Origin of the sequence: Streptomyces sp. NPDC091416, assembly GCF_044756845.1 — a bacterium.
Classification (GTDB): domain Bacteria; phylum Actinomycetota; class Actinomycetes; order Streptomycetales; family Streptomycetaceae; genus Streptomyces.
The window spans coordinates 371000-393373 of sequence record NZ_JBIVTU010000001.1; the positions used below are offsets into that span (position 1 = coordinate 371000).

Genomic DNA, 22374 nt, shown 5'->3' on the forward strand with positions numbered 1-22374 from the left:
CTTATCCGTCCGTGGGAGGTGGCTCGTCCAGGAGGATCCGCTCCAGCTCCGGGCGGCCCGGGAGGCGGGCGGGACGGACGCTCTCGCCGCTGCGTACGAAGAGGAAGGTGGCCGTCACGTCGGTGAGCGGCAGCCCGTGCAGTTCGGCCCAGGCGAGGCGGTAGACGGCGAGCTGGAGGGGGTCGGCGGTGTTGGTGCGGCTGGTCTTCCAGTCGACGATCTCGTACGTGTTCCCCGTGCGGTACACCGCGTCGATGCGGCCCCGGATCACCCGGCCGGCCAGGGTGATCTGGAACGGCGTCTCGACGCGGTAGGGGGTGCGGCGGGCGTACGGGGTGCGCTCGAAGGCCTCCTTGAGCTCGGCTAGATCGCGCTCGTCGGCGATGTCGGCGTCGCTCTCGTCGCCTCCGGGCAGCTCGTCGGGGCCGAGCATGGGCAGCGGCAGCTCCTCGAAGCGGGACTCCACCCAGGCGTGGAAACGGGTGCCCCGGCGGGCGGCGGGCTGCGGGGGGCGGGGCATGGGGCGGGCCAGCTCCTGGGCGAAGCCGTCGGGATCGTCGGCGAGGCGCAGCAGCTGGGTGGCGGAGAGCGAGGCGGGCACGAGGACGTCGCGCACCGTGGCGCGGGCGCGGCGCAGCTCCCCGGCGAGGGCGTCGAGGTCACGGTCCCAGGAGGCGAGGGTGCGGGACTCCTCGGGGGTCAGACGGGCGGGGACGCGCTCGGGGGCTCGGGCGGCGGGGACGTGCGGGGCGGGGGCGTGCGGGGAGGCGGCGTGCCGGGCGGGGGCGTGCGGGGCGGGGGGCGCCGCGAGGTCGCCGTCGGGGAAGGGCGCCTCGTCCAGGAACGGGTCGTCCTCGGGGAAGAGCTCATCGTCCGCGAACAGCGAGTCACCCGGCGAGATCGCGTCGCCCAGGGACGGCAGGTCGCCCGAGATCGGCCGGCCGCCCGGGAAGCTGTCGCCGTCGGCCCGGCTCCCGTTCGCCGCGAACGCCCCGTCCCCCGCCGTGGCCAGCGCCTCCAGGTGGGCCATCACCGTGTCCGCGGCGGCCCGGCGGCGGGTCAGGGCGGCGGTGTCCAGGGGGAGCGGCCAGGCGTGGTCGGCCGTGGCCTCGCCGAGGGCCGGGTTCTCCTCGTCCTCGGCGGGCTCGTCCGCCCACGCCTCGATCTCGCCGTGACCGGCAGCGCAGTGCTCGTACAGCGCCTCCAGGAACGCCGAGGGGCCACGCGGCTTCTTCTGGCTCGGGCCCCACCAGTGGCCGGAGCCGAGCAGCAGGGTGCGGGGCCGGGTGAAGGTGACGTAGCCGAGGCGGAGCTCCTCGGTGTGCTGGTGCTCCTTCATCTCCGCCTTGAAGTCCTTGAGCCCCTTGGCGTCGAAGGAGTGGAGGACCGGCAGCGTGGCCGTGTCGCCGCGCAGGGCGTGCGGGAGGACCTGGGGCTGGGAGGTCCAGGCGTCCCGGGACCGGTCGCCGGGGAACTGTCCGGTGACCAGGCCGGGCACGGCGACGACGTCCCACTCCAGGCCCTTGGACTTGTGGGCGGTGAGGACCTTGACGGTGTTCTCGCCGCCGGGCAGCGCGTTGTCGAGGCCCTTCTCGTACTGCACGGCGGTACGCAGGAAGCCGAGGAAGGCGAGGAGCGTGGCCTCCCCGTCGACGGCGGCGAACCGGGCGGCGACGTCGAGGAAGTTGGCGAGGGTCTCGCGGCGGCGGGCCGCCAGGGCCTGCGGGGAGGCGGAGAGCTCGACCTCCAGGCCGGTGGTGGCGAGGACCCGGTGCAGGACGTCCATCAGCGGGTCGGCCAGCGAGCGGCGCAGGTCGCGCAGCTCGGTGGCGAGGCGGGCGAAGCGGATCCGGGCCTCGGTGGAGAACGGCAGCCGGTCGTCCTGTTCGCCGCCGGAGTCGAGGAAGGTGTCCAGGGCGTCCGCCAGCGAGATCACCTCGGCCGGGTCGATGCCCTCGACGGCCTCGGCGAGGCGGCGGTCGGGGTCGAAGTCGTCGTCGTCCGCGTGGGCCGAGCGGTGGACGAGCAGGCGGGCGCGGCGGCCGAGCAGGGCCAGGTCGCGGGGGCCGATCCGCCAGCGGGGGCCGGTGAGGAGCCGGACCAGGGAGGCGTTGGCCCCCGGGTCCTGGAGGACCTCGCAGACGGCCACGAGGTCGGCGACCTCGGGGAGGTGGAGCAGCCCGGAGAGGCCGACGACCTCGACCGGGATGTCCCGGGCGACGAGCGCGGCCTGGATCTCGGGGAAGTCGCCCGCGGTACGGCACAGGACGGCGATCTCGCCGGGGGCCTTGCCGGTGCGTACGAGGTGGGCGATGGAGTCGGCGAGCCAGTCGAGCTCCTCGGCGTGGGTGCGCAGCAGGGCGCAGCGGACCAGGCCGTCGCGCTCGGCGCCCGGGGCGGGGCGCAGCGCCTCGACGCCCTCGTGCATGGCGCGCAGGGGGGCGGCGAGCCCGTTGGCGAGGTGCAGGAGGCGGCCGCCGCTGCGGCGGTTCTCGCTGAGGGAGTAGCGGGCGGCGGGGGTGCCGTCGGCGTGCGGGAAGTGGCTCGGGAAGTCGTCGAGGTTGGCGACGGAGGCGCCGCGCCAGCCGTAGATGGCCTGGCAGGGGTCGCCGACCGCGGTGACGGCGTGTCCGGAGGCGATGCCGTCGGGGCCGCTGCCGAAGAGGGCGGAGAGCAGGAGGCGCTGGGCGACGGAGGTGTCCTGGTACTCGTCGAGCAGGACGACCCGGTACTCCTCGCGCAGGATCGCGCCGACCTCGGGGCGGGTGAGTGCGAGCTGGGCGGAGAGCGCGATCTGGTCGCCGAAGTCGAGGAGGTCGCGGCTGCGCTTGGCCTCCCGGTAGCGGCGGGTCAGGGAGAGCAGTTCGCGGCGTGCCTCGGCGGTCTCGGGAAGCTTGCGCAGCTCCGCGTTGCTGAGCTTGGCGGTCTCCAGGGTGCGGAGCAGTCCGGTGTCGTACGCCGCGAGCTGCTCGGGACGTACGAGATGTTCGGCGAGTTCCGCGTCCAGCGCCAGCAGATCGCTGACCAGGGTGGGGAACGACCTGGTCAGGGACGGGTAGGGGCCCGGTGCCTCGCGCAGCACACGGGCGGCGAGCTGGTAGCGGGTGGCGTCGGCGAGGAGGCGGGTGGTGGGTTCGAGCCCTATCCGCAGTCCGTGTTCGGTGAGGAGCCGGCCGGCGAAGGCGTGGTACGTGGAGATGCCGGGTTCGCCCGGGGGGTTGTCCGGGTCGATGACGTCCGGGTCGGTGACCCCGGCGGCGATCAGGGCCTTGCGGACGCGCTCGGCGAGCTCGCCGGCCGCCTTGTTGGTGAAGGTGAGCCCGAGGACCTGCTCGGGGGCGACCTGGCCGGTGCCGACCAGCCACACCACGCGGGCCGCCATCACCGTGGTCTTCCCCGACCCGGCTCCGGCGACGATCACCTGCGGGGCGGGCGGCGCGATGATGCACGCCGTCTGCTCCGGGGTGAAGGGGATCCCGAGAAGCTCCTTGAGCTGCTCGGGATCGGTGATACGTGAGGACACTCCACAGAGGCTAACCGGCCGGACCGACAACCCACGAAGTCCGGAAGAGTCCGAGAAGTGCTGCCTCCGGCCATCGCAGCCGGAGCGAAGGCGCCCGCGCCGGAGCGCGCGGACCGGAGCGCGCGGACCGGCTGGACGCCCTGGACCCTGGACCCTGGCGCCTGCCCCCTGGACCGGGGCAGTACGTGAGCATCGCCGAGGCGACGGACCGGGACGACCCCGTCCCCGTCCCCGTCCCCGTCCCCGTCCCGAGCATCACCGAAGCCGCCACCCGGGACATCACCATCCCCGTCCTGAGCGTCACCGAGGCGACCGCCCCGGACGTCACGATCTCCGTCCTGGTGGCGCGCAAGCCGCGAAACACCGTCTAAATTATCCGCTTGTCGCATCAACAGCCTTACGAGGACGGTCATATGAGCGCCGACGCACCCGCCCCTGACGCCGCCGAGCTCCGGGCGCGCATCGACACGACGAAGGCGCACCCGGCACGCGTCTACGACGTCTTCCTCGGCGGCAAGGACAACTACCCGGCCGACCGCGAGGCCGCGGCCATGGCCCTGGCCGCGAATCCCCGCGGATACCTCACCGTGCGGCACAACCGGGACTTCATGCGGCGGGCCGTCACGCTTGCCGCACAGGACGGCATCCGGCAGTTCCTGGACGTGGGAACCGGGCTGCCGACCCAGCAGAACGTGCACCAGATCGCCCAGGCGATCGCCCCCGACGCGCGCGTGGTGTACGCCGACAACGACCCCGTCGTCCTCGTCCACGCGCAGGCCCTGCTCACGAGCGGACCCGAGGGCCGCACCGACTACATCGAGGCGGATCTGCGCGACCCCGCCAAGATCCTCGAAGCGGCCCGCCGCACCCTCGACCTCGACCGGCCCGTCGCTCTCGTCCTCGCCGCCGTCCTCCACTTCATCGAGGACGAGGCGGCCTACCCGATCGTCGAGCAGCTCCTCGACGCCCTCGCTCCCGGCAGCTACCTCGTCCTGAGCAATGTCAGCTCGGACCTCAACCCCGACCAGGTCGGCCGGATCACGAAGTCGTTCAAGGAGCGCGGGTTCGCGATGGTCCGCCGCTCGCACGCGCAGGTCGAGCGTTTCGTGACGGACAACGGGCTGGAGATGCTCGAACCCGGCGTCGTCCCGGTGCACCGCTGGCGGCCCGAGCAGGTCGTCGACCTGCCCGAGTCCCAGGACCCGGATCCGGAGTTCGTGGCGGGTCTGGACGAGCTGGACCGGACGCGCTACCGGCGCATCAACGATGTCACCGACGCCGACGTCAGTGTGTACGGAGTGATGGCCCGCAAGCGCTGACGGCCGCGCCGGCGGGTCCGGCTCACTCCAGAACGTGCCGGCCCTCCGGCTGAGCACTGCACGAGGCCCTGAAGGTGCAGTGGGTGCAGTGCTGTCCGGTCGACGGGGTGAACCGTTCGTCCAGGACCCGGCCCGCGGCGGTCGCCAGGAGACCGGAGACCCAGTCGGAGTCGGGCGGCTCCTGGGCCTGGACCTTGGGGACGGCGTCGCCGCCCTCCTTCTTGGGAGCGGGCTGGCGCAGCTGTACGAGTTCGGCGCCCCCGGACTCGGGGCGCGTGCCGTCGAAGACCTCGTCGACCGCGCCCGCCCGGACCGCCAGCTGGTACACGGCGAGCTGCGGGTGGCGGGCCACCTCGTCCTTGGTCGGGGACTGCTTGCCGGTCTTGAAGTCGACGACGTAGGCGCGGCCGTCGGCATCGCGTTCGACACGGTCCATGGAACCCCGGATGCGCACCTCGTACTCCCCCGCCTCCAGCGTCACGTCGAAGTCGTGCTCGCTGGCGGCCGGGGTGCGGCCGGTGCGGTCCATGACGTGCCAGCGCAGGAAGCGTTCGAGGGCGACGCGGGCCTGCTGCTTCTCCTGCTGCGACTTCCAGGGCGCGTCGAAGACCAGGCCGTCCCAGACCGAGTCGAGCCGCTCCATGAGGACGGCCAGATCGGCGGGCGTCCGCCCGGAGGCCACCTCGTCGGCCAGGACGTGGACGACGTTGCCGAAGCCCTGCGCCGCGGTCGCCGGGGCGTCGGCCTTCACCTCGCGGCCCAGGAACCACTGGAGCGCGCAGGTGTTGGCGAGCTGGTCGAGCGCGCTGCCGGACAGGGCGACGGGCTGGTCCCGGTCGCGCAGCGGGACGGCCGAGCGGGTCGGCTCGTACAGGCCCCACCAGCGGTAGGGGTGGGCCGACGGTACGAGCGGCTGCCCCTCGTCGTCACTCAGGGCCGCGAGGCGGGCGAGGCGGTGGGCGGCCTCTTCGCGCAGCGCGTCGGAGGCGGCGGGGTCGACGGTGGTGGCGCGCAGTTCGGCGACGAGGGCGGCGACGGCGAGGGGCCGGCGCGGGCGGCCGGTGACGTCGCGGGGTTCGACCCCGAGCTCGGTGAGGAAGCGGGACGGCTGGTCGCCGTCGTCGGCGGGCGCCTTGACCGCGGTGACGATCAGCCGTTCGCGGGCGCGGGTCGCCGCCACGTAGAAGAGCCGGCGTTCCTCGGCGAGCAGGGCGCCGGGCGTGAGGGGTTCGGCGAGGCCGTCCCGGCCGATCCGGTCCGCTTCGAGCAGCGAGCCGCGGCGCCGCAGGTCGGGCCAGAGGCCCTCCTGTACTCCGGCGACGACGACCAGGCGCCATTCCAGGCCCTTGGACCGGTGCGCGGTCATCAGCCGTACGGCGTCGGGCCGCACGGAGCGCCGGGAAAGGGTGTCGGCGGCGATGTCCTGGGCGTCGACCTCCTCCAGGAAGTTGAGCGCGCCCCGGCCCCCGGTGCGCTCCTCCGCACGGGCCGCGGTGTCGAAGAGGGCGCAGACGGCGTCCAGGTCGCGGTCGGCGTTACGGCCGCCCGCGCCGCCGCGCAGCGCGGCGCGCTCCAGCCTGGCCGGCCAGGGGGTGCCGGACCACAGCGCCCACAGGGCCTCCTCGGCGGTGCCGCCGGCTTCGAGGAGCTCACGCGCCGTGCGCAGCAGCGCGCCGAGGCGCTGGGCACCACGGGCGTACGCCGGGTCGTGCGTCACCAGCCGTTCGGGTTCGGCGAGCGCGCGGGCGAGGAGGTCGCCGGAGGGCGCGGGCACACGGTTGCCCGCGGCGCGCTCCTCGTCGCGCAGGGCCCGGCCGAGGCGGCGCAGGTCGGCTGCGTCCATGGAGCCGAGGGGTGAGGCGAGGAGGGTGAGCGCCGTCTCGGTGTCGAGCCAGGGGGCCGGGCCCACTGCCGTATCGGCGTCCGCGTCCGTCTCCGTCTCCGCGTCCGTCTCCGCGTCCGTCTCCGTGTCCGCGTCCGTGTCCGTCTCCGTCTCCGCGTCCGTCTCCGCGTCCGTCTCCGCGTCCGTCTCCGTGTCCGCGTCCGCGTCCGCGTCCACCGTCACGTCCACCTCCGCGTCCACCGTGGCGTCCGTGCCCGCAGCCACCGTCACGTCCGTGCCCCGGCGCAGGGCCGCCGTGGCCACCGTGCGCAGGGCCGTCAGCAGCGGGGCCACCGCCGGTTCGTGGCGCAGGGGCAGGTCGTCGCCGTCGACCTCCAACGGCACGCCCGCCGAGGTCAGGGCCCGGCGCACGGCGGGAATGGTGCGGCCACCGGCCCGGACCAGGACGGCCATCTCGTGCCACGGCACGCCGTCCTCCAGATGCGCCCGGCGCAGCAGGTCCGCGATGTTGTCGAGCTCGGTGGACGCGGTCGGGTAGGTGTACGTCTCGACGCCGCCGCCTTCGCGGACCGCACCGAGCTCCCGGTGGGCGCGCACCTTCGCCGACGGCAGCCGGGTGAGCGGCATGCGGCGGGTGAGCAGACGGGTCGCGGCGAGCAGCTGTTCGCCGGAGCGGCGCGAAGTGGTGAGGACGCCGACCGGGGCCGGGTCACCGTCCGCGCGCCGGAACACGTCCGGGAAGTCGAGGATGCCGTTCACATCGGCGCCGCGGAAGGCGTAGATCGACTGGTCCGGATCGCCGAACGCGATCAGGTTCCGGCCACCGCCGCCGCCCGGGGCACTCCCCCGGTTCCCGGCCAGCGCGTGCAGCAGCCGCACCTGAGCCGGGTCCGTGTCCTGGTACTCGTCGACGAACACCGTGTCGTAGCTGCCGGCCAGCAGGCCCCCCACCTCGGGACGCTCCGCGAGCAGCACGGCACGGTGGACGAGCTCCGCGTAGTCCAGCACCCCCTGGGCGTCCAGCACGTCCAGGTACTCGGCGAGGAAGGCCGCGGCCGCGCCCCAGTCGGGCCTGCCGGTGCGCCGGGCGAAGTCGGCGAGGGCGTCCGGGCCGAGGCCCAGCTCACGGCTGCGGGCGAGCACGGCGCGCACCTCGTCGGCGAAGCCGCGCGTGGTCAGGCAGGCCCGCAGTTCGTCGGGCCAGCGGATGTGGTCGTGGCCCTCCTTCTCCAGGTCGAGCTGGCCGGCCAGCAGATCGCGGACGGTGACGTCCTGCTCCGGTCCGGAGAGCAGCCGCAGCGGGTCCGCGAACAGATCGGCGTCCTGATGGGCGCGCACCAGGGCGTAGCAGAAGGAGTGGAAGGTGGTGGCCTGCGGTCCCCGGACGGCGCCGAGCCGGGCGGCCATCCGGTCGCGCAGCTCGACGGCGGCCTTGCGGCTGAAAGTGAGGATCAGCATCCGGGCCGGGTCCGCACCCCGGGCGACACGGGCGGCGACGGCTTCGACGAGCGTGGTGGTCTTGCCGGTCCCGGGCCCCGCGAGGACGAGCAGCGGGCCGCCGGCATGGTCAACCACCGCCCGCTGCGCCGCGTCAAGGAGAGGGGGGTCCACGGAGCCCGGCAGGGTACGCACCAGCCGGTACGCGCCCGCGGCCCGCCGCCGTGCCTGACGGTGCGGGCTGTTCCGGGTGGTGGAGGAGGAACTCACGTGGGGATCGCCGGTCCTGGTGGGTGTGCTGGGGGTGCTGGAGGTGAGGGCGCGGCGCGTACCGCGAACTGACGACGCTACTCCGGCGGGAGCGCCGATTGGGACGGGACGGCTGCGTGGATCGTCACGTTCTGCCGTTCCGGCAGAACCGGACGCCGCCCCGTACCGCCGGAATGAAGGACCGCCCGCCGCCCCGCCACCCCGGAGCGAGGGACCGGATACCGCCCCGCCACCCCGCCGGAACGAAGGACCGGACACCGCCCCGCCCCGCCGAACAGAAGGACCGGACATCACAGACGGACTCGACGCCGACGCCGCCACGCCGTCGCGTCGCGACGGACCGGCGAACCGGACAAGGTCCCGGCCGCACGCTTCCTGTACGTCGTACGGGCCCGGCTCCGCCGGATGTGCCACCGGATGGCCGAAGCTGTCAGGTGTGAGCTCCCCCGCCGTCGCCCGCCGCTCCCACGCCGCCCGCGCCCGCACCGCCGTCCCACCGTGCGCGCCGCATGTCCAGACGCGGGACATGCCCCTCCGCGGACCGCGAGGCCTCGCGCAGCGGGGTGTTCTCCTCGCGGTAGTGATCCAGCGCACGCAGTTCGTGGCCTGGCAGCAGCGCGCCGTCGGCGCGCACCACCCGCCACCACGGCACCGCGGCCCCGTACAGCGCCAGGACGCGGCCGACCTGACGCGGTCCGCCCTCCCCCAGCCACTCCGCGATGTCGCCGTAGGTCATGACGCGGCCGGGCGGGATCAGTTCAGCGACGTCGAGCACGCGCTCCGCGTACTCCGGCAACGCGTCGCTCGTCGGGTGTTCGCTCATCCGGCCCATCCTGCCGTACGCCACCGACAGTCCGGCCCGTTCCGTGTCCGGGCGCGCACGGAGCGTGCGCGGGCGCGGGACGGAGCGTATCTTGCGCATCGCGCGGCGCCGCATCACACCCTGATGCCCCCCTCCGGCCGCAGGCCGTGCCACCATCATGCGGGCGGTGACCGGTGATACGAGAAGACGAAGACCAATCAGAGGCGACGAAGGAGCAGGGCGTGCAGCCACCGAAGGCGGCCGACGCCTCTGATGCCGAGCCGCGCCCCGAGGAGAGCGGACAGGAGCCCGGCACCGGCCCGCGGACGCCCTCGGAGCACCTGGCGGGCTCGACCCTCTCGACCTCCGAGGCGGCCCTGTCCGACCGTGTCTCGGGTGACGAACCCCTGCTCCCCGCCCGGGTGCACCGCCCCTCCGATCTGCTGCGGCTCCTCATCGGGGTCCTCGCGATCGTCGTGCTGTTCGCCGTCGCCGCCTTCGCCCACGGCACGACGGCCGGCCTCGAGGAAGACATCAACAAGGGCACCGGCCAGGCGCCCGATCTGCTCATCAAGCTCGCCGGTCTCGTCTCCAGCATCGCCGTGCTGCTCGTCCCGGTGGCCTTCGCCATCGAGCGGCTGATCAAACGTGACGGGCTGCGGATCGCGGACGGTGTCCTGGCCGCCGTGCTCGCGCACGGGGTGACGCTCGCCACGGATCTGTGGGTGTCCAACTCCGCACCCGGCACCATTCAGGACGCCCTGACCCAGCCGCAGCCCGGTCAGGCGCTCACCGACCCCGTACACGGTTATCTCGCTCCGGTGATCGCCTACATGACGGCGGTCGGCATGGCGAGACGGCCGCGGTGGCGGGTCGTGCTGTGGGTGGTGCTGCTGCTCGACGCCTTCACCATGCTGGTGGGCGGGTACACGACCCCGCTCTCGATCATCCTCACGGTACTGATCGGCTGGACGGTCGCGTACGGCACGCTGTACGCGGTCGGCTCGCCGAACGTCCGGCCGACCGGCCAGCACCTGATGGCCGGTCTCCGTCACGTCGGCTTCCGGCCGGTCACCGCGATGCGGGCCGACGACGCGCCCGACTCGGGCGGCGACCTCAGCGACCGCGGGCGCCGCTACGTGGTCTCCCTGGAGGACGGGCCGCCGCTCGATGTGACGGTCGTCGACCGCGAACAGCAGGCGCAGGGCTTCTTCTACCGGGTGTGGCGCAGGCTCACCCTGCGCGGCATCACCCAGCGGCGTTCGATCCAGTCGCTGCGCCAGGCCCTGGAGCAGGAGGCGCTCCTCGCGTACGCGGCGATCGCCGCCGGTGCCAACGCCCCCAAACTGATCGCCACCTCCGAGCTCGGTCCCGACGCCGTGATGCTGGTGTACGAGCACATCGGCGGGCGCTCCCTGGACGCGCTGGAGGACTCCGAGATCACCGACGAGCTGGTGCGCGGCGCCTGGCGTCAGGTGCGGGCGCTCCAGTCGCGGCGGATCGCGCACCGCAGGCTCACCGGTGACGCCATCCTGGTGGATCGTTCCGGCAAGGTGTTCGTCACGGATCTGCGCGGCGGCGAGATCGCGGCCGGTGATCTGGTCCTGCGGATGGACGTCGCCCAGCTGCTCACCACCACGGGCCTGCGGGTGGGCCCCGAGCGGGCGGTCGCGGCCGCGCTGGAGGTGCTGGGGCCGGACGCCGTCGCGGACTGTCTGCCGCTGCTCCAGCCGATCGCGCTCAGCCGCTCCACCCGCGCCCATCTGCGCCGGCTGGCCCGGGAGCGTTCGCAGCGCGAGCGCGAGGCCGTGCTGGAGGCGTCGGACGCGGCGAAGCGGGCCAGGTCGCAGGAGGCGGAGCCTGTCGAGGAGACCGGGCGCAAGACCGCCCGCAAGTCGCAGCGCACCGAGAAGCAGGCCGAGAAGCGGGCCATGGACGACGCCCTGGACGGGGTCCGCGAGGAGGATCTGCTCTCCCGGATCCGCCAGGAGGTGCTGCTGATCCGGCCGCAGGCGCCGGTCGAGCCGGTCCGTCTGGAGCGCATCAAGCCGCGCACCCTGTTCAGCTTCATCGCCGGTGCCATCGCCGCGTACTTCCTCATCTCCCAGGTCACCGAGGCCGACTTCGGCGCGGTGGTCGAGCAGGCGGAGTGGGGCTGGGTGGCTGCCGCGCTCGGCTTCTCGGCGCTGAGTTACATCGCGGCGGCGATGAGCCTGCTGGGCTTCGTGCCCGAGCGGGTGCCGTTCGGCAAGACGGTGCTTGCGCAGGTCGCCGGCTCGTTCGTGAAGATCGTGGCCCCGGCCGCGGTGGGCGGCGTCGCGCTGAACACCCGGTTCCTCCAGCGGGCCGGTGTGCGGCCGGGGCTGGCGGTCGCGAGCGTCGGCGCCTCGCAGCTGTTCGGGCTGGGGTGCCACATCTTGCTGCTGGCGGCGTTCGGCTACCTGACGGGTACGGAGAAGACGCCGTCCTCGCTCACCCCGTCCAGGACCGTGATCGCGGGGCTGCTGACGGTCGCCGTGCTGGTGCTCGTGGTCACGGCGATCCCGTTCCTGCGCAAGTTCGTCGTGACGCGGGTCCGGTCGCTGTTCGCCGGGGTCGTACCGCGCATGCTCGACGTCGTGCAGCGGCCGCAGAAGCTGTTCACCGGCATCGGCGGGATGCTGCTGCTGACCGGCGTGTTCGTGATGTGTCTGGACGCGTCGGTCCGGGCGTTCAGCGGTCCGGACACGCCACACCTCAGCTACGCGAGCATCGCGGTGGTCTTCCTCGCCGGCAACGCGCTGGGCTCGGCGGCGCCGACCCCGGGCGGCATGGGCGCGGTCGAGGGTGCGCTGACCCTCGGCCTGATCGCGGTCGGCCTGCCCAAGGAGGTCGCGGCGCCGGCGGTGCTGCTGTACCGGCTCCTGACGCTGTGGCTGCCGGTGCTGCCCGGCTGGCTCGCCTTCAACCATCTGACGCGCAAGGGCGAGCTCTAGGAGCACGGCTGGACACGGCGGGACACGGCCCGGGGACCCGCGGCCGTCCACCCGCTTGGACCGGCGCCCCGTGCACCCCTTGGGCAGCCGCCGCACGATGGAGCGATGAGGACCTCCCCTGCCCTGCGCGCCGCGGCCCTCGCCGCCACGGTGACCGTGCTCCTTCCGCTCACCGGTTGTTCGGACGGGGGTGACGCGGACACGGCCGGCCGCTCGGAGAGCACTCCTCGGGCGGCCGGGACCGGCGCGACCACCACTCCCGGCGGCCTCGCCGCCCAACAGCTGAAGTGGACACCCTGCCCGGCTCCTTCCGCGGCCCAGGGCGGCGGTTCCTCACCCTCCCCGCTGCCCGGCGGGGCCGTCTGGGAGTGCTCGTTCATGAAGGTCCCGCTCGACTACGCGGAGCCGGAGGGCGACACCATCGAGCTCGCGCTCATCCGCGCGAAGGCGATCGCCGGGAAGAAGCGGATCGGTTCGCTCATCTTTAACTTCGGCGGCCCCGGCGCCTCCGGGGTCGCCACCCTGCCGGCGTTCGGCACGGAGTACGACAAGCTCCGCACCCGGTACGACCTGGTGAGCTTCGACCCGCGCGGAGTGGGCCGCAGCGCGGGCGTGGAGTGCGAGGACGACGCGCAGCTGGACGCGCGGTACGAGGCCGACGGCACGCCTGACGACACGGCGGAGGAGAAGACCTTCACCGAGGACACGAAGGCGTACGCGGCCGCCTGCGAGAAGAACTCCGGCAAGGAACTCCCCTTCGTGGGGACGACGAACGCGGCCCGCGACATGGACCTGATGCGCCAGGTACTCGGCGACGACAGGCTGTACTACTTCGGCATCTCCTACGGGACCGAACTCGGCGGCGTCTACGCGCACTTGTTCCCCGAGAAGGTGGGCCGGTCCGTCCTGGACGCGGTGGTCGACCCGACCGAGGACGCGGAGCAGTCGTCCCTGGGCCAGGCGCAGGGCTTCCAGCTCGCGCTGGACAACTTCGCCCGGGACTGCGCGGACCGGGGCGACGCCTGCAAACTGCCCGGCGCCACCGCCGAGGAGGTAGAGCAGGGGGTGTCCGGCCTCCTCGACCGGCTGGAGACGAAGCCGGTGCCGGGCATCGGTTCCCGCAAGCTGACCCAGACGCAGGCCACCACCGGCATCGCGGCGGCGCTCTACTCCAAGGAGACCTGGCCCCTTCTGGAACAGGGCGTGGACGAGGCCGACGGCGGCAACGGCGCGCTGCTCCTCGCCCTCGCCGACTCGCTCAACGGGCGCTCCGAGGACGGCCACTACGACAACTCCGCCGCTGCCAACACCGCCATCAACTGCGCCGATTCCAAGGAGCGGTTCACCCTCGACGAGACCAAGGAGAAGCTCCCCGCGTTCCGCGACGCCTCACCGGTCTTCGGCGACTACCTCGGCTGGGGTCTGATGGCGTGCACCGGCTGGCCGGTGGCCGGCGCCTGGGACACCCCGGACGTCAGCGCCGAGGGCGCGGCCCCCGTCCTGGTCATCGGCAACACGGGAGACCCGGCGACCCCGTACGCGGGCGCGAAGGCGATGGCCGAGGAGCTCGGCGAGGGCGTCGGCGTGGAGATGACGTACAGGGGCGAGGGCCACGGCGCGTACAACAGCGGCAACGCCTGTGTGCAGAAGGCGGTGGGCGGATATCTGCTGGACGGCAAGGTGCCGGACGCCGGGACGGTCTGCGATTAGGGGCGGGCCCGCGCGCCTAACATGGGCGAACTGCCGGACGGGCAGGCACGACGGGGAGGACGTACACGTGGTCGCATACGTACGGGCCGGGGCACTGGCCGCCGCCGCTCTGCTGCTGACGGGGGTGCTCGCGGGGTGCGAGGACGGCGGCGCCGACGACAAGCCGGGCATACCGGCGGACGGCACCACGGCTTCGGCCGCCTCGCCGCCCGCCGCCCCCTCGGCCGACGCGAGCGCGAAGCCCCTGCCCGCCGCCCTCACCTCGCAGCACCTGGACTGGAAACGCTGCACGGCACCCGAGGGCGGCAGCGTTCCGGGCTCGTCCTGGCGGTGCACGACGGTCAGGGTTCCGCTGGACTACGCGAAGCCGGACGGCGACACGATCGGGATCGCGCTGATCCGCAAGGAGGCCCGGGACAAGGACCGGCGGCTCGGCTCGATGCTGTTCAACTTCGGCGGGCCGGGCGGTTCGGGGGTCTCCACCCTGCCGCGCGCCGCCGGTTCGTACGGGTCGCTCAACACCCGCTACGACCTGGTGGGTTTCGATCCGCGCGGGGTGGCCGCGAGCGCCGGGGTGCGGTGCCGCACGGACGAGGAGCAGGAGAACTCGTACCGGAAGGTCGACATGACGCCGGACACGGCGGCGGAGGAGGCGGCGTTCCTGAAGGACGGCGCCGGTTTCGGCGCCGGCTGCGAGAGCCGCTCGGGCAAGGTCCTGCCGTTCGTCGGCACGACGAACGCCGCCCGGGACATGGACCTGATCCGCGAGGTGCTCGGCGACAGGAAGCTGACGTACTTCGGCTTCTCGTACGGCACCGAGCTGGGCGGTACGTACGCCCACCTCTTCCCCGAGCACGTCGGGCGAACCGTCTTCGACGCCGTCGTCGACCCGACCGCGGACACCACGGGCCACGCCCGCAACCAGACGACCGGCTTCCAGCGGGCGCTGGAGAACTACCTCAAGGACCGCGGCCAGGACCCGAAGGCGGGCACCCGGCGCATCGCCGCGCTGCTGAAGCGGATCGACGCCAAGCCGCTGCCGACCGGTACGGGACGCGAGCTCAACGAGTCGCTGGCGATCACCGGCATCGTGCTGCCGCTCTACTCCAAGGACAACTGGCCGGTACTCACCCAGGCCCTGGACGAGGCGGAGAGCGGCACCGGTTCCATGCTGCTTCAGCTCGCCGACTCGTACAACGGCCGTGACGAGAACGGCCACTACGACACCCAGAACCACTCGCAGCGGGCCATCTCGTGCGCGGACACCAAGGCCAGGCCGACAGCGGCCGAGGCGAAGGCGCTGCTGCCCGAGTTCAGGAAGCTGTCTCCGGTCTTCGGCCCGTTCCTGGCCTGGGACACCGCGGGCTGGTGCGCCGACTGGCCGGTGGCGGGCGAGCACGACACCCCCGAGGCGAGCGCCCCGGGCGCAGGTCCGATCCTGGTCGTGGGCACGACGGGCGACCCGGCCACGCCGTACGAGGGTGCGCGGAAGATGGCGGACGAGCTGGGCGAGGGCGTCGGCGTCCTGCTCACCAACAAGGGCGAAGGGCACGGCGCGTACGGCGGGAACAGCTGTGTGACGTCGACGGTGGACGCGTACTTCCTCGACGGAAAGGTGCCGGCCGACGGCAAGACCTGCTCGTAGCGCAGGCACGCACACGGCGAAGGGGCCGGTCCGCTCGATGCGGACCGGCCCCTTCGTCGCGTTCAGCCTCTAGTACACCGGCTTCTCGGGCTCGATCTGGTTGACCCAGCCGATCACGCCGCCGCCGACGTGCACCGAGTCGGCGAAGCCCGCCGACTTGAGGACCGCGAGGACCTCGGCGCTGCGGACACCGGTCTTGCAGTGCAGCACGATCCGCCTGTCCTGCGGGAGGTCCTGGAGGGCGTTGCCCATCAGGAACTCGTTCTTCGGGATCAGCTTCGCGCCGGGGATCGAGACGATCTCGTACTCGTTCGGCTCACGGACGTCGATGATCTCGATCTTCTCGTCCGCGTCGATCCACTCCTTGAGCTGCTTGGGAGTGATCGTGGAGCCGAGCGCCGCCTCCTGGGCCTCCTCGGACACGACGCCGCAGAAGGCCTCGTAGTCGATGAGCTCGGTGACGGTCGGGTTCTCGCCGCAGACCGCGCAGTCGGGGTCCTTGCGGACCTTGACCTGGCGGTACTGCATCTCCAGTGCGTCGTAGATCATCAGACGGCCGACGAGCGGGTCGCCGATGCCGGCGAGCAGCTTGATGGCCTCGTTGACCTGGATGGAGCCGATGGACGCGCACAGCACGCCCAGGACACCGCCCTCGGCGCAGGACGGAACCATGCCGGGGGGCGGCGGCTCCGGGTAGAGGCAGCGGTAGCAGGGACCGTGCTCGGACCAGAAGACGGACGCCTGTCCGTCGAACCGGTAGATCGAGCCCCAGACGTACGGCTTGTTCAGCAGGACCGCGGCGTCGTTGACGAGATAGCGGGTGGCGAAGTTGTCCGTGCCGTCCACGATCAGGTCGTACTGCGCGAAGATCTCCATCACGTTCTCGGCTTCGAGCCGTTCTTCGTGAAGGATCACGTTCACCAGGGGGTTGATCCCCTGCACGCTCTCCTTGGCCGACAGGGCCTTGGACTTGCCGATGTCGGCCTGGCTGTGGATGATCTGGCGTTGCAGGTTCGACTCGTCGACCTCGTCGAACTCCACGATGCCGAGCGTTCCGACACCGGCGGCGGCCAGGTACATCAGAGCCGGCGAGCCGAGACCGCCGGCGCCCACACAGAGCACCTTCGCGTTCTTCAGCCGCTTCTGTCCGTCCATCCCGACATCCGGGATGATCAGGTGGCGGGAGTACCTGCGGACCTCGTCGACGGTGAGCTCAGCAGCTGGCTCGACCAGGGGTGGCAGCGACACAGGAACCTCAACAATGCAGGTGGTCGGTTTCTACGTACTTCGGCTACGTACGGTTGTTCTTGCCGTAACACTGCCACGCCCCCTCTCATTCCGAGATAGCAGGTCCGATCCGCGAGACAATTTCGTCCCAGTACCTGGGCAGTGTCGCAAATGGATCGCTTTGCCCACGTCCGTTTCCTGGACCCGCCTCCTTGGTGCGGTCCGTGAAGAAGACCGTCCCGGCGCCCTGCCAGCGGGCGATGCGCATCGCCTCCTCCAGGTGGGTGCGCGGGACACCGTGGACGAAGTGGGCGAACCGGCCGGGCGGGTAGGAGGCGGTCCACTCGGCCACCTGCGACCAGCGGTAGTCGGTCCACGCGCCGCGGAAGGTGACGAGCTGGTCGGCGGCCTCCGCGTAGCCCGGGTGCGGATGGGTGTCGTGGCCGAGCACCAGGTGTCCGCCGTGCTGCGCGCCGTCGCCGTCCGTCAGGAGGGCGGAGAGGGTGGCGGTGAGACGGCGGACGGTGGGGAGGTCCGGGCGCCCGGCCGGGCAGCGGTCGAGGTAGAAGCCGTCGACGCGGTACCAGTCCAGGTAGGACTGCGCGTCGGCGACCAGGTCTCCGAAGGCCCTGCTGCCGTGGACCAAGTCGAGCCGGCCGAGCAGCCGGCCGGCCGAGGCCCGCACGGTGTCGAGCGGGTCCTCGCCGCGCACGGCCCGCTCGCGGGCGTTGCGGAGCCGGCCCGCGGCTTCCAGGCAGTGCGGGTCGGGGCGGATGCCGGGGCCGTCGTCGATGTCGAGGACGGCCCAGTGCAGCGGGGTGCCGGGGCGGGCCAGCTCGGCCCATTCGGCCGGGGCGAGCAGCGGGTGCGCACAGCCGGGCACGCCGAAGCCGAGCTGTTCGGCGCCGCTGGCCCGGCGGGCGGTGCCGGTACTGGTCAGATGCGGCATGCCGCCTCCATCCAGATGTCGGCGAGGGACTCCTCCAGGTTGATCCGGGGGCGCCAGCCGAGCCGGTCCCTGGCGGTGCGGACGTCCGCCTGCTGCCAGGCGCCGCAGCCGTCCGGGTAGGGCGAGGGCGTGACCGAGAGGTGCTCCATGACCGATTCGGCGGAAGTGCGGGGGGCGCCGATGGGCAGGCGCGCGGGAGGCGTGTCCAGCTCGTGGAGCGCGCCCCCGTACCCGGCGACCTTGGCGAGGACGGCCGCGGCGTCGCGCAGCCGCACGGCCCGGCCGGTGCCGATGTTGACGACACCCTGGGCGGCGGAGAGCGAGGCCGCGTGCACGGCGCGCGCGACGTCGCGCACGTCGACGAAGTCGCGCTGTACGCCGAGGCCGCTGAGCTTCAGCTCGCCGTCACCGGACTGCATGGCCCGGCGCATCGCCTCGGCGAGCCGGCCGAGCGGGGAGCCGGCCGGGGTACCGGGGCCGACCGGCGAGAAGACCCGCAGCACGACCGCGTCGAGGCCGGAGCCGAGGACGAGTTCGGTGGCGGCCAGCTTGCTGACGCCGTACGGGCCGCCGGGGCGCGGGATGGCGTCCTCCGCCGTGGACGAACCGGGCTGCGAGGGCCCGTACTCCGAGGAGCAGCCGACCTGGACCAGGCGGGCGGTGCAGCCGCTGCGCCGCATCGCCTCGCAGACGGTGGCGACGGCGACGGTGTTGTGACGGGTCAGGTCGCGGGCGCCGCCCCGGGTGGCACCGGCGCAGTTGACGACGACTCCGGGGTGGACGGCGTCCAGGAAGCGCGTGAGCGCCCCGGGGCTGCCGCCGGCGAGGTCGAACCGTACGTCGGCGTCGTCGCCGCGGCCGAGCGCCGTGAGGTGGACGGCCGGGTCGGCGAGCAGCCGGTCGGCCACGAACCGGCCGAGGAATCCGTTGGCTCCGAGCAGCAGTACCCTCATCGCGCGCCCCCTGAGTGCCGACGGCGGGCTGCCGGTGCGGGGGATCGGTGGGTCATGTCCGGTGTCTCCTTGGGGCAGTTGTGTACGGTGCGGAACGGAACCCGCGGCGTCGGCTCCGCGGGCTGTGGATTACGTCAGGCGGCGGTGTGGGCGGATGCCCGGGAAAGAGCGACGGTGGCGGTGGTCAGCAGGCCGAGCGCGGCCGCGCCGCACGCGACGGCGGGTACGGCCCCGGTGCCGGCTGCCTCGATGAGCGCCTCGACGGGGCGGGCTACGGGGTCGAGGCCGGGCAGCCGGCCGGCCAGGACGAGTGCGGGGGCGGCGACCTCGACGGCGCAGGCGGCGGCGAGGCCGGTGGCGGCCGGTTCGGGGAAGCCGTGGACGGTGAGGAGCCGCGCCAGCAGGAGCAGCACTCCGAGCGCGGCGGCCCCGGCGTGGGAGCCGCCCCCGCCGATCCCCCGTCCGGCGAGGTACAGCAGCCCGCCCAGGACGCAGAGGAAGAAGGCGACGGCGGCGAACAGCAGGGGGCGCACGCCTGCGGCGAACTCCTCCAGTGCGCGACTGCCGTTGAGTTTGCGGTGCGCGTGTACGGAGAAGAGGTGGGCGCACCAGGCCGCCGGAGCGACCGCCACGGCGAGGCCGAGCAGCGGGGCCGGAGTGATGTCCCAGGGGCCTTCGGGCCCGCCGCTGAGGAGCTGGTGGAGCAGCGCGTCTCCGTACAGCACGTAGCCGAGCAGCCAGCAGCCGAACAGTGCGGCGGCGCCGGAGGAGCGGCCGTCGGCGCCGAGGGGGCCGCTGCGCAGGGCGAGCGCGAGCCCGATGAGCGCGAGGAGACCGCCGCCGGAACCGATGGCGAGCCGCGCCCCGCCGTCGAGCACGCCTTCGGTGAGCCGCAGTGCGACGAAGGTCGAGAGGCAGGCGGCGCCCGGCAGCAGGGCCCGCAGCGACCAGGCGGCGCGCGTCTCGATGTCGCGCGCCGGTGCGAAGGACGCGCCGACGGGCTCCCCGGCGACACCCGGTACCCGGGCGAAGAGTTCCTCGGCGAGCGAGAAGACGTCACGGTGCCGGTAGCGGGCGGCGGTGCGGTCGGTGACTCCGTGGGCCTCCAGTCCGGCGGCGATCTCCAGGGGGTCGACGGCGCGCTCGCAGAGTTCGCGGTGGCGGTGCATCAGGGTCTTGACCGGATCGGCGGGCCCGCGCCGCCCGGTGGAGAGCTTGCGCGCCGGAGCGGTGTGCGCGAGCTCGGGCGCGCGGGGGGCGGCGGCGTGCGGTGCGGGGCCGTCGGGGGCGGTCGGGTCCTCGGCGGCCGGAGGGGTGCCGTCCGCCTCGGGAGGTGTGGTCGGGTCCTCCGCGGCCGGCGGGGCGTCCTCGGCTGCGAGAGGCGCGGACGTTCCGGGGGTGGTGGCGGCCGGAGCGGTGCCGGGCGCGGCGTCGTGGTCCGGCGCGGGGCCGGGTTCCGGGCGCGGGTCGGCTGCGGTCCCGTCGCCCGGTCCGCCCGAAACCCGGTCCGGTGATGCGGCTGACGGCCCCCAGGCCGGTTCGGAGACGTCCGCGAGCAGGGTGCCGGAGGCCGCGCCTCCGGTGCGGTGGTCCCCGTTGCTGCTGGTCGTCGGTGTGCCGAGTGCCTCGGGCACTTCGGTCGGGCGGCCCATCGTCGTTCCTCCGTGCTGATCGCCGGGTGCGGCGGGCGCACCGGCCGGTCCCGGTCGGTTCGTACGGCCCGGCGCGGCCGCTTCCTGGTCACGCATCGCCGTCCCCCGCGCCGCACGCGCCCGCGCCGACTTCCTGCGCGGCCCAACTGGGCGTCCGCCCGGCCGTTCCCGGAGCGGGTTCGTCGCCGGGCTCCGGCCACAGGCCGAGGACGTGGGCCTCCGGCGGAGTGGCGAAGGGGCGCGGTCCGCCGGCGGCCGGCTCCGGCGCCTGCGAGATCAGCTCCAGGTAAATGCCGCGAAATGCCGCGAGGTTCTGTTCGACGGTGAAGAGTTCGAGTGCGCGGGCGCGCGCTGCCGCTCCCAGGCGCGCACGGCGCTCGGGGTCGCGCAGCAGCGCCAGGCAGGCTTCGGCGAGCGCCCGGGGGTTGCGCGGTGGCACCACGAGCCCCGTTCCGCCGATGACCTCGACGACCGCGCCGACGTCCGTGGACACCGTCGCCCGCCCGCAGAACATCGCCTCGACCAGGCTGATCGGGAAGCCCTCGACCACGCTGGAGAGCACCACGACGCCGCCCGCCGCGTACGCCTGGGCAAGGTCGGGGACCTCGGCCCCGCCGATGTCCTCGAAGGAGACGGGGCTGTCGCCGACGGCGTGCGCGTCCGCGGCCTCGTCGGGGAAGAGCTGGTCGGCGAGTGCCCGGCAATGGGCGAGATAGGTGGCGCCCTCCGACCCCTGGGCCGCCGCACCGATGATGCGCAGCCGGGCGTCGGGCTCGGCCCTGCGCACCTCGGCGAAGGCGTGCAGCAGGGCGATCAGGTCCTTGGCCGGCTCGATCCGGCCGACCCAGACCAGCGTGTCGGGGCCGCCGTCGTCCTCGCTCTCACCGAGTACCGCGAAGCGGCCGGACTCCATACCCGGGTAGACCGTGCGCACCTTGGCGGGTTCGGCGCCGCAGCGCTCCTGCCAGCGGCGGGCATGGGTGTTGCCGGGGGTGATGAGCGCGGCCTGCCGGTACACCTCGGTGGCGAGCTGCCCGTGGAAGTTCGCGAGCAGCGCGCGTACCGGCGCACTCACCGGCGTACCGGAACCCGCGAGATAGTGCGCGCGCAGCTGCACGGCGTGCTCGGTGACGAGCAGCGGCACCCCGAAGAAGCGCTTGGCCAGCAGCCCGGGCAGCGCGGCGGCGCCCCCGGACGCGGCGTGGCAGAGGTCGACGGCGCCGAGGCTCTCCTCGTCGTACCAGTCCAGGGAGAGCGGGCGCAGCACCCGGTCGAGCGCCGCGGCGAAGGAGAGGAGGTCGGGGACGGTGGCGGTCTGGACGGTGCGTCCGGTGCCGGGTGCGCGGCAGGCGGCCTCAAGGATCCGCAACGCGGTCTCGGAGCGCAGAGCGGCGGGGAGTCCTCCGTGCTCGCAGGCCAGTTCGGCCAGTCCGTAGAGGCCTTCGGTGAACATCGCGTCCGTGAACTGCGGATCGGCGCACCGCACAGCAGCGCCGCTCCCGCCCCGCTCGCCGCCGGACGCGCCCGTCGCGCACACCGAGGTCGCGAGCGCCGTGAAGTGGGTGATGAAGCGTCGTCGTTCGCGCCGCCCGTACGTCCGCGCGCCCCCACCCGTCAGCAGGCGCGGGATCAGCCCCCGGGGAGCGTGGAGGCCGAGGGTGTCCTCGTCGGCGGTCCACAGCGGCGCGGTCCGCACCCGGCTGACCTGGGGCGGGAGCTGGACCCAGCCCTGCGCCTCCTGCTCGGCGCTGCGGCTGAGCGCGAAGAGATCGAACTCGTGCTGCGCGAGGCCGCGCACCAGACGGTCGCACCAGAGTCTGGACTCACCTGACGCATACGGATAACCACCGTCGGTGAGCAGTCCGATCCGCACGAGCACACCCCCGATCTCCCATGTGAGCGGCAGCCGTCGAATCGGCGACTCGCAGCGGGACGACCGTAAGCGGATACGCCGGTGGTGGGGGGGGGCGGGGGGGGGGGCGGGCCCCCCCCCGGCGGGGCCACCCGGAGATAACACCCCCCCCCGCCGCGGGTGGTCGCTTAGCACGAAAACAAGCACACACACAGGC

13 protein-coding genes are annotated in these 22374 nt (G+C 73.4%); 5 read left to right on the top strand and 8 right to left on the bottom strand.

Annotated elements, in window-relative coordinates:
• Nucleotide 1: 1 nt before the first annotated feature.
• Nucleotides 2–3523 carry a UvrD-helicase domain-containing protein gene (locus tag ACIQMX_RS01440; RefSeq protein ID WP_402474318.1) on the bottom strand — a complete coding sequence of 1174 codons (3522 nt, stop codon included), beginning with the start codon at nucleotides 3521–3523 and terminating at the stop codon, nucleotides 2–4.
• Nucleotides 3524–3708: 185 nt separating this feature from the next.
• Between ACIQMX_RS01440 and ACIQMX_RS01445 the strand changes: the two genes are divergently transcribed.
• Nucleotides 3709–3894 (top strand): hypothetical protein, encoded by a 186-nt coding sequence (locus tag ACIQMX_RS01445; RefSeq protein ID WP_402474320.1) that lies wholly within the window; start codon nucleotides 3709–3711, stop codon nucleotides 3892–3894.
• A gap of 42 nt (nucleotides 3895–3936) precedes the next feature.
• Nucleotides 3937–4842, top strand: coding sequence for an SAM-dependent methyltransferase (locus ACIQMX_RS01450; RefSeq protein ID WP_363066515.1), 906 nt, complete (start codon nucleotides 3937–3939; stop codon nucleotides 4840–4842).
• Nucleotides 4843–4864: 22 nt separating this feature from the next.
• On the opposite strand, the gene ACIQMX_RS01455 is transcribed toward ACIQMX_RS01450, so the two are convergent.
• Both ACIQMX_RS01455 and ACIQMX_RS01460 read right to left on the bottom strand, forming a co-directional pair.
• Nucleotides 4865–8392, bottom strand: coding sequence for an ATP-dependent helicase (locus ACIQMX_RS01455; RefSeq protein WP_402474322.1), 3528 nt, complete (start codon nucleotides 8390–8392; stop codon nucleotides 4865–4867).
• Between the two features lie 430 nt (nucleotides 8393–8822).
• Nucleotides 8823–9215: an MGMT family protein gene (locus ACIQMX_RS01460; protein WP_402475561.1), complete on the bottom strand. Its 393-nt coding sequence runs from the start codon at nucleotides 9213–9215 to the stop codon at nucleotides 8823–8825.
• A gap of 221 nt (nucleotides 9216–9436) precedes the next feature.
• Between ACIQMX_RS01460 and ACIQMX_RS01465 the strand changes: the two genes are divergently transcribed.
• From ACIQMX_RS01465 to ACIQMX_RS01475, 3 genes are all read left to right on the top strand, one after another.
• Nucleotides 9437–12169 (top strand): lysylphosphatidylglycerol synthase domain-containing protein, encoded by a 2733-nt coding sequence (locus ACIQMX_RS01465; RefSeq protein WP_363066519.1) that lies wholly within the window; start codon nucleotides 9437–9439, stop codon nucleotides 12167–12169.
• 105 nt (nucleotides 12170–12274) lie between these two features.
• Nucleotides 12275–13879 (top strand): alpha/beta hydrolase, encoded by a 1605-nt coding sequence (locus tag ACIQMX_RS01470; RefSeq protein WP_363066521.1) that lies wholly within the window; start codon nucleotides 12275–12277, stop codon nucleotides 13877–13879.
• A 67-nt stretch (nucleotides 13880–13946) separates the two neighbouring features.
• On the top strand, nucleotides 13947–15524 hold the full coding sequence (locus ACIQMX_RS01475; protein WP_402474324.1) for an alpha/beta hydrolase: 1578 nt from the start codon (nucleotides 13947–13949) through the stop codon (nucleotides 15522–15524).
• A gap of 69 nt (nucleotides 15525–15593) precedes the next feature.
• On the opposite strand, the gene moeZ is transcribed toward ACIQMX_RS01475, so the two are convergent.
• The 5 genes from moeZ to ACIQMX_RS01500 form a co-directional block, all read right to left on the bottom strand.
• Entirely contained in the window at nucleotides 15594–16772 is a 1179-nt protein-coding gene (moeZ, locus tag ACIQMX_RS01480) for an adenylyltransferase/sulfurtransferase MoeZ (protein WP_363066525.1), read from the bottom strand.
• Between the two features lie 85 nt (nucleotides 16773–16857).
• A complete protein-coding gene (locus ACIQMX_RS01485; RefSeq protein ID WP_363066527.1) occupies nucleotides 16858–17700 on the bottom strand; it encodes a spherulation-specific family 4 protein in 843 nt (280 codons plus the stop codon).
• Complete coding sequence (locus ACIQMX_RS01490) at nucleotides 17688–18653, bottom strand: NAD(P)-dependent oxidoreductase (RefSeq protein ID WP_148020598.1); 966 nt, start codon at nucleotides 18651–18653, stop codon at nucleotides 17688–17690. The genes ACIQMX_RS01485 and ACIQMX_RS01490 overlap by 13 nt, the downstream gene beginning before the upstream one ends.
• A gap of 134 nt (nucleotides 18654–18787) precedes the next feature.
• Nucleotides 18788–20305, bottom strand: a complete 1518-nt coding sequence (locus ACIQMX_RS01495; protein ID WP_402474326.1) for a hypothetical protein — start codon at nucleotides 20303–20305, stop codon at nucleotides 18788–18790.
• An 88-nt stretch (nucleotides 20306–20393) separates the two neighbouring features.
• Nucleotides 20394–22178 carry a DUF3492 domain-containing protein gene (locus ACIQMX_RS01500; RefSeq protein ID WP_402475562.1) on the bottom strand — a complete coding sequence of 595 codons (1785 nt, stop codon included), beginning with the start codon at nucleotides 22176–22178 and terminating at the stop codon, nucleotides 20394–20396.
• Nucleotides 22179–22374 lie beyond the last annotated feature (196 nt).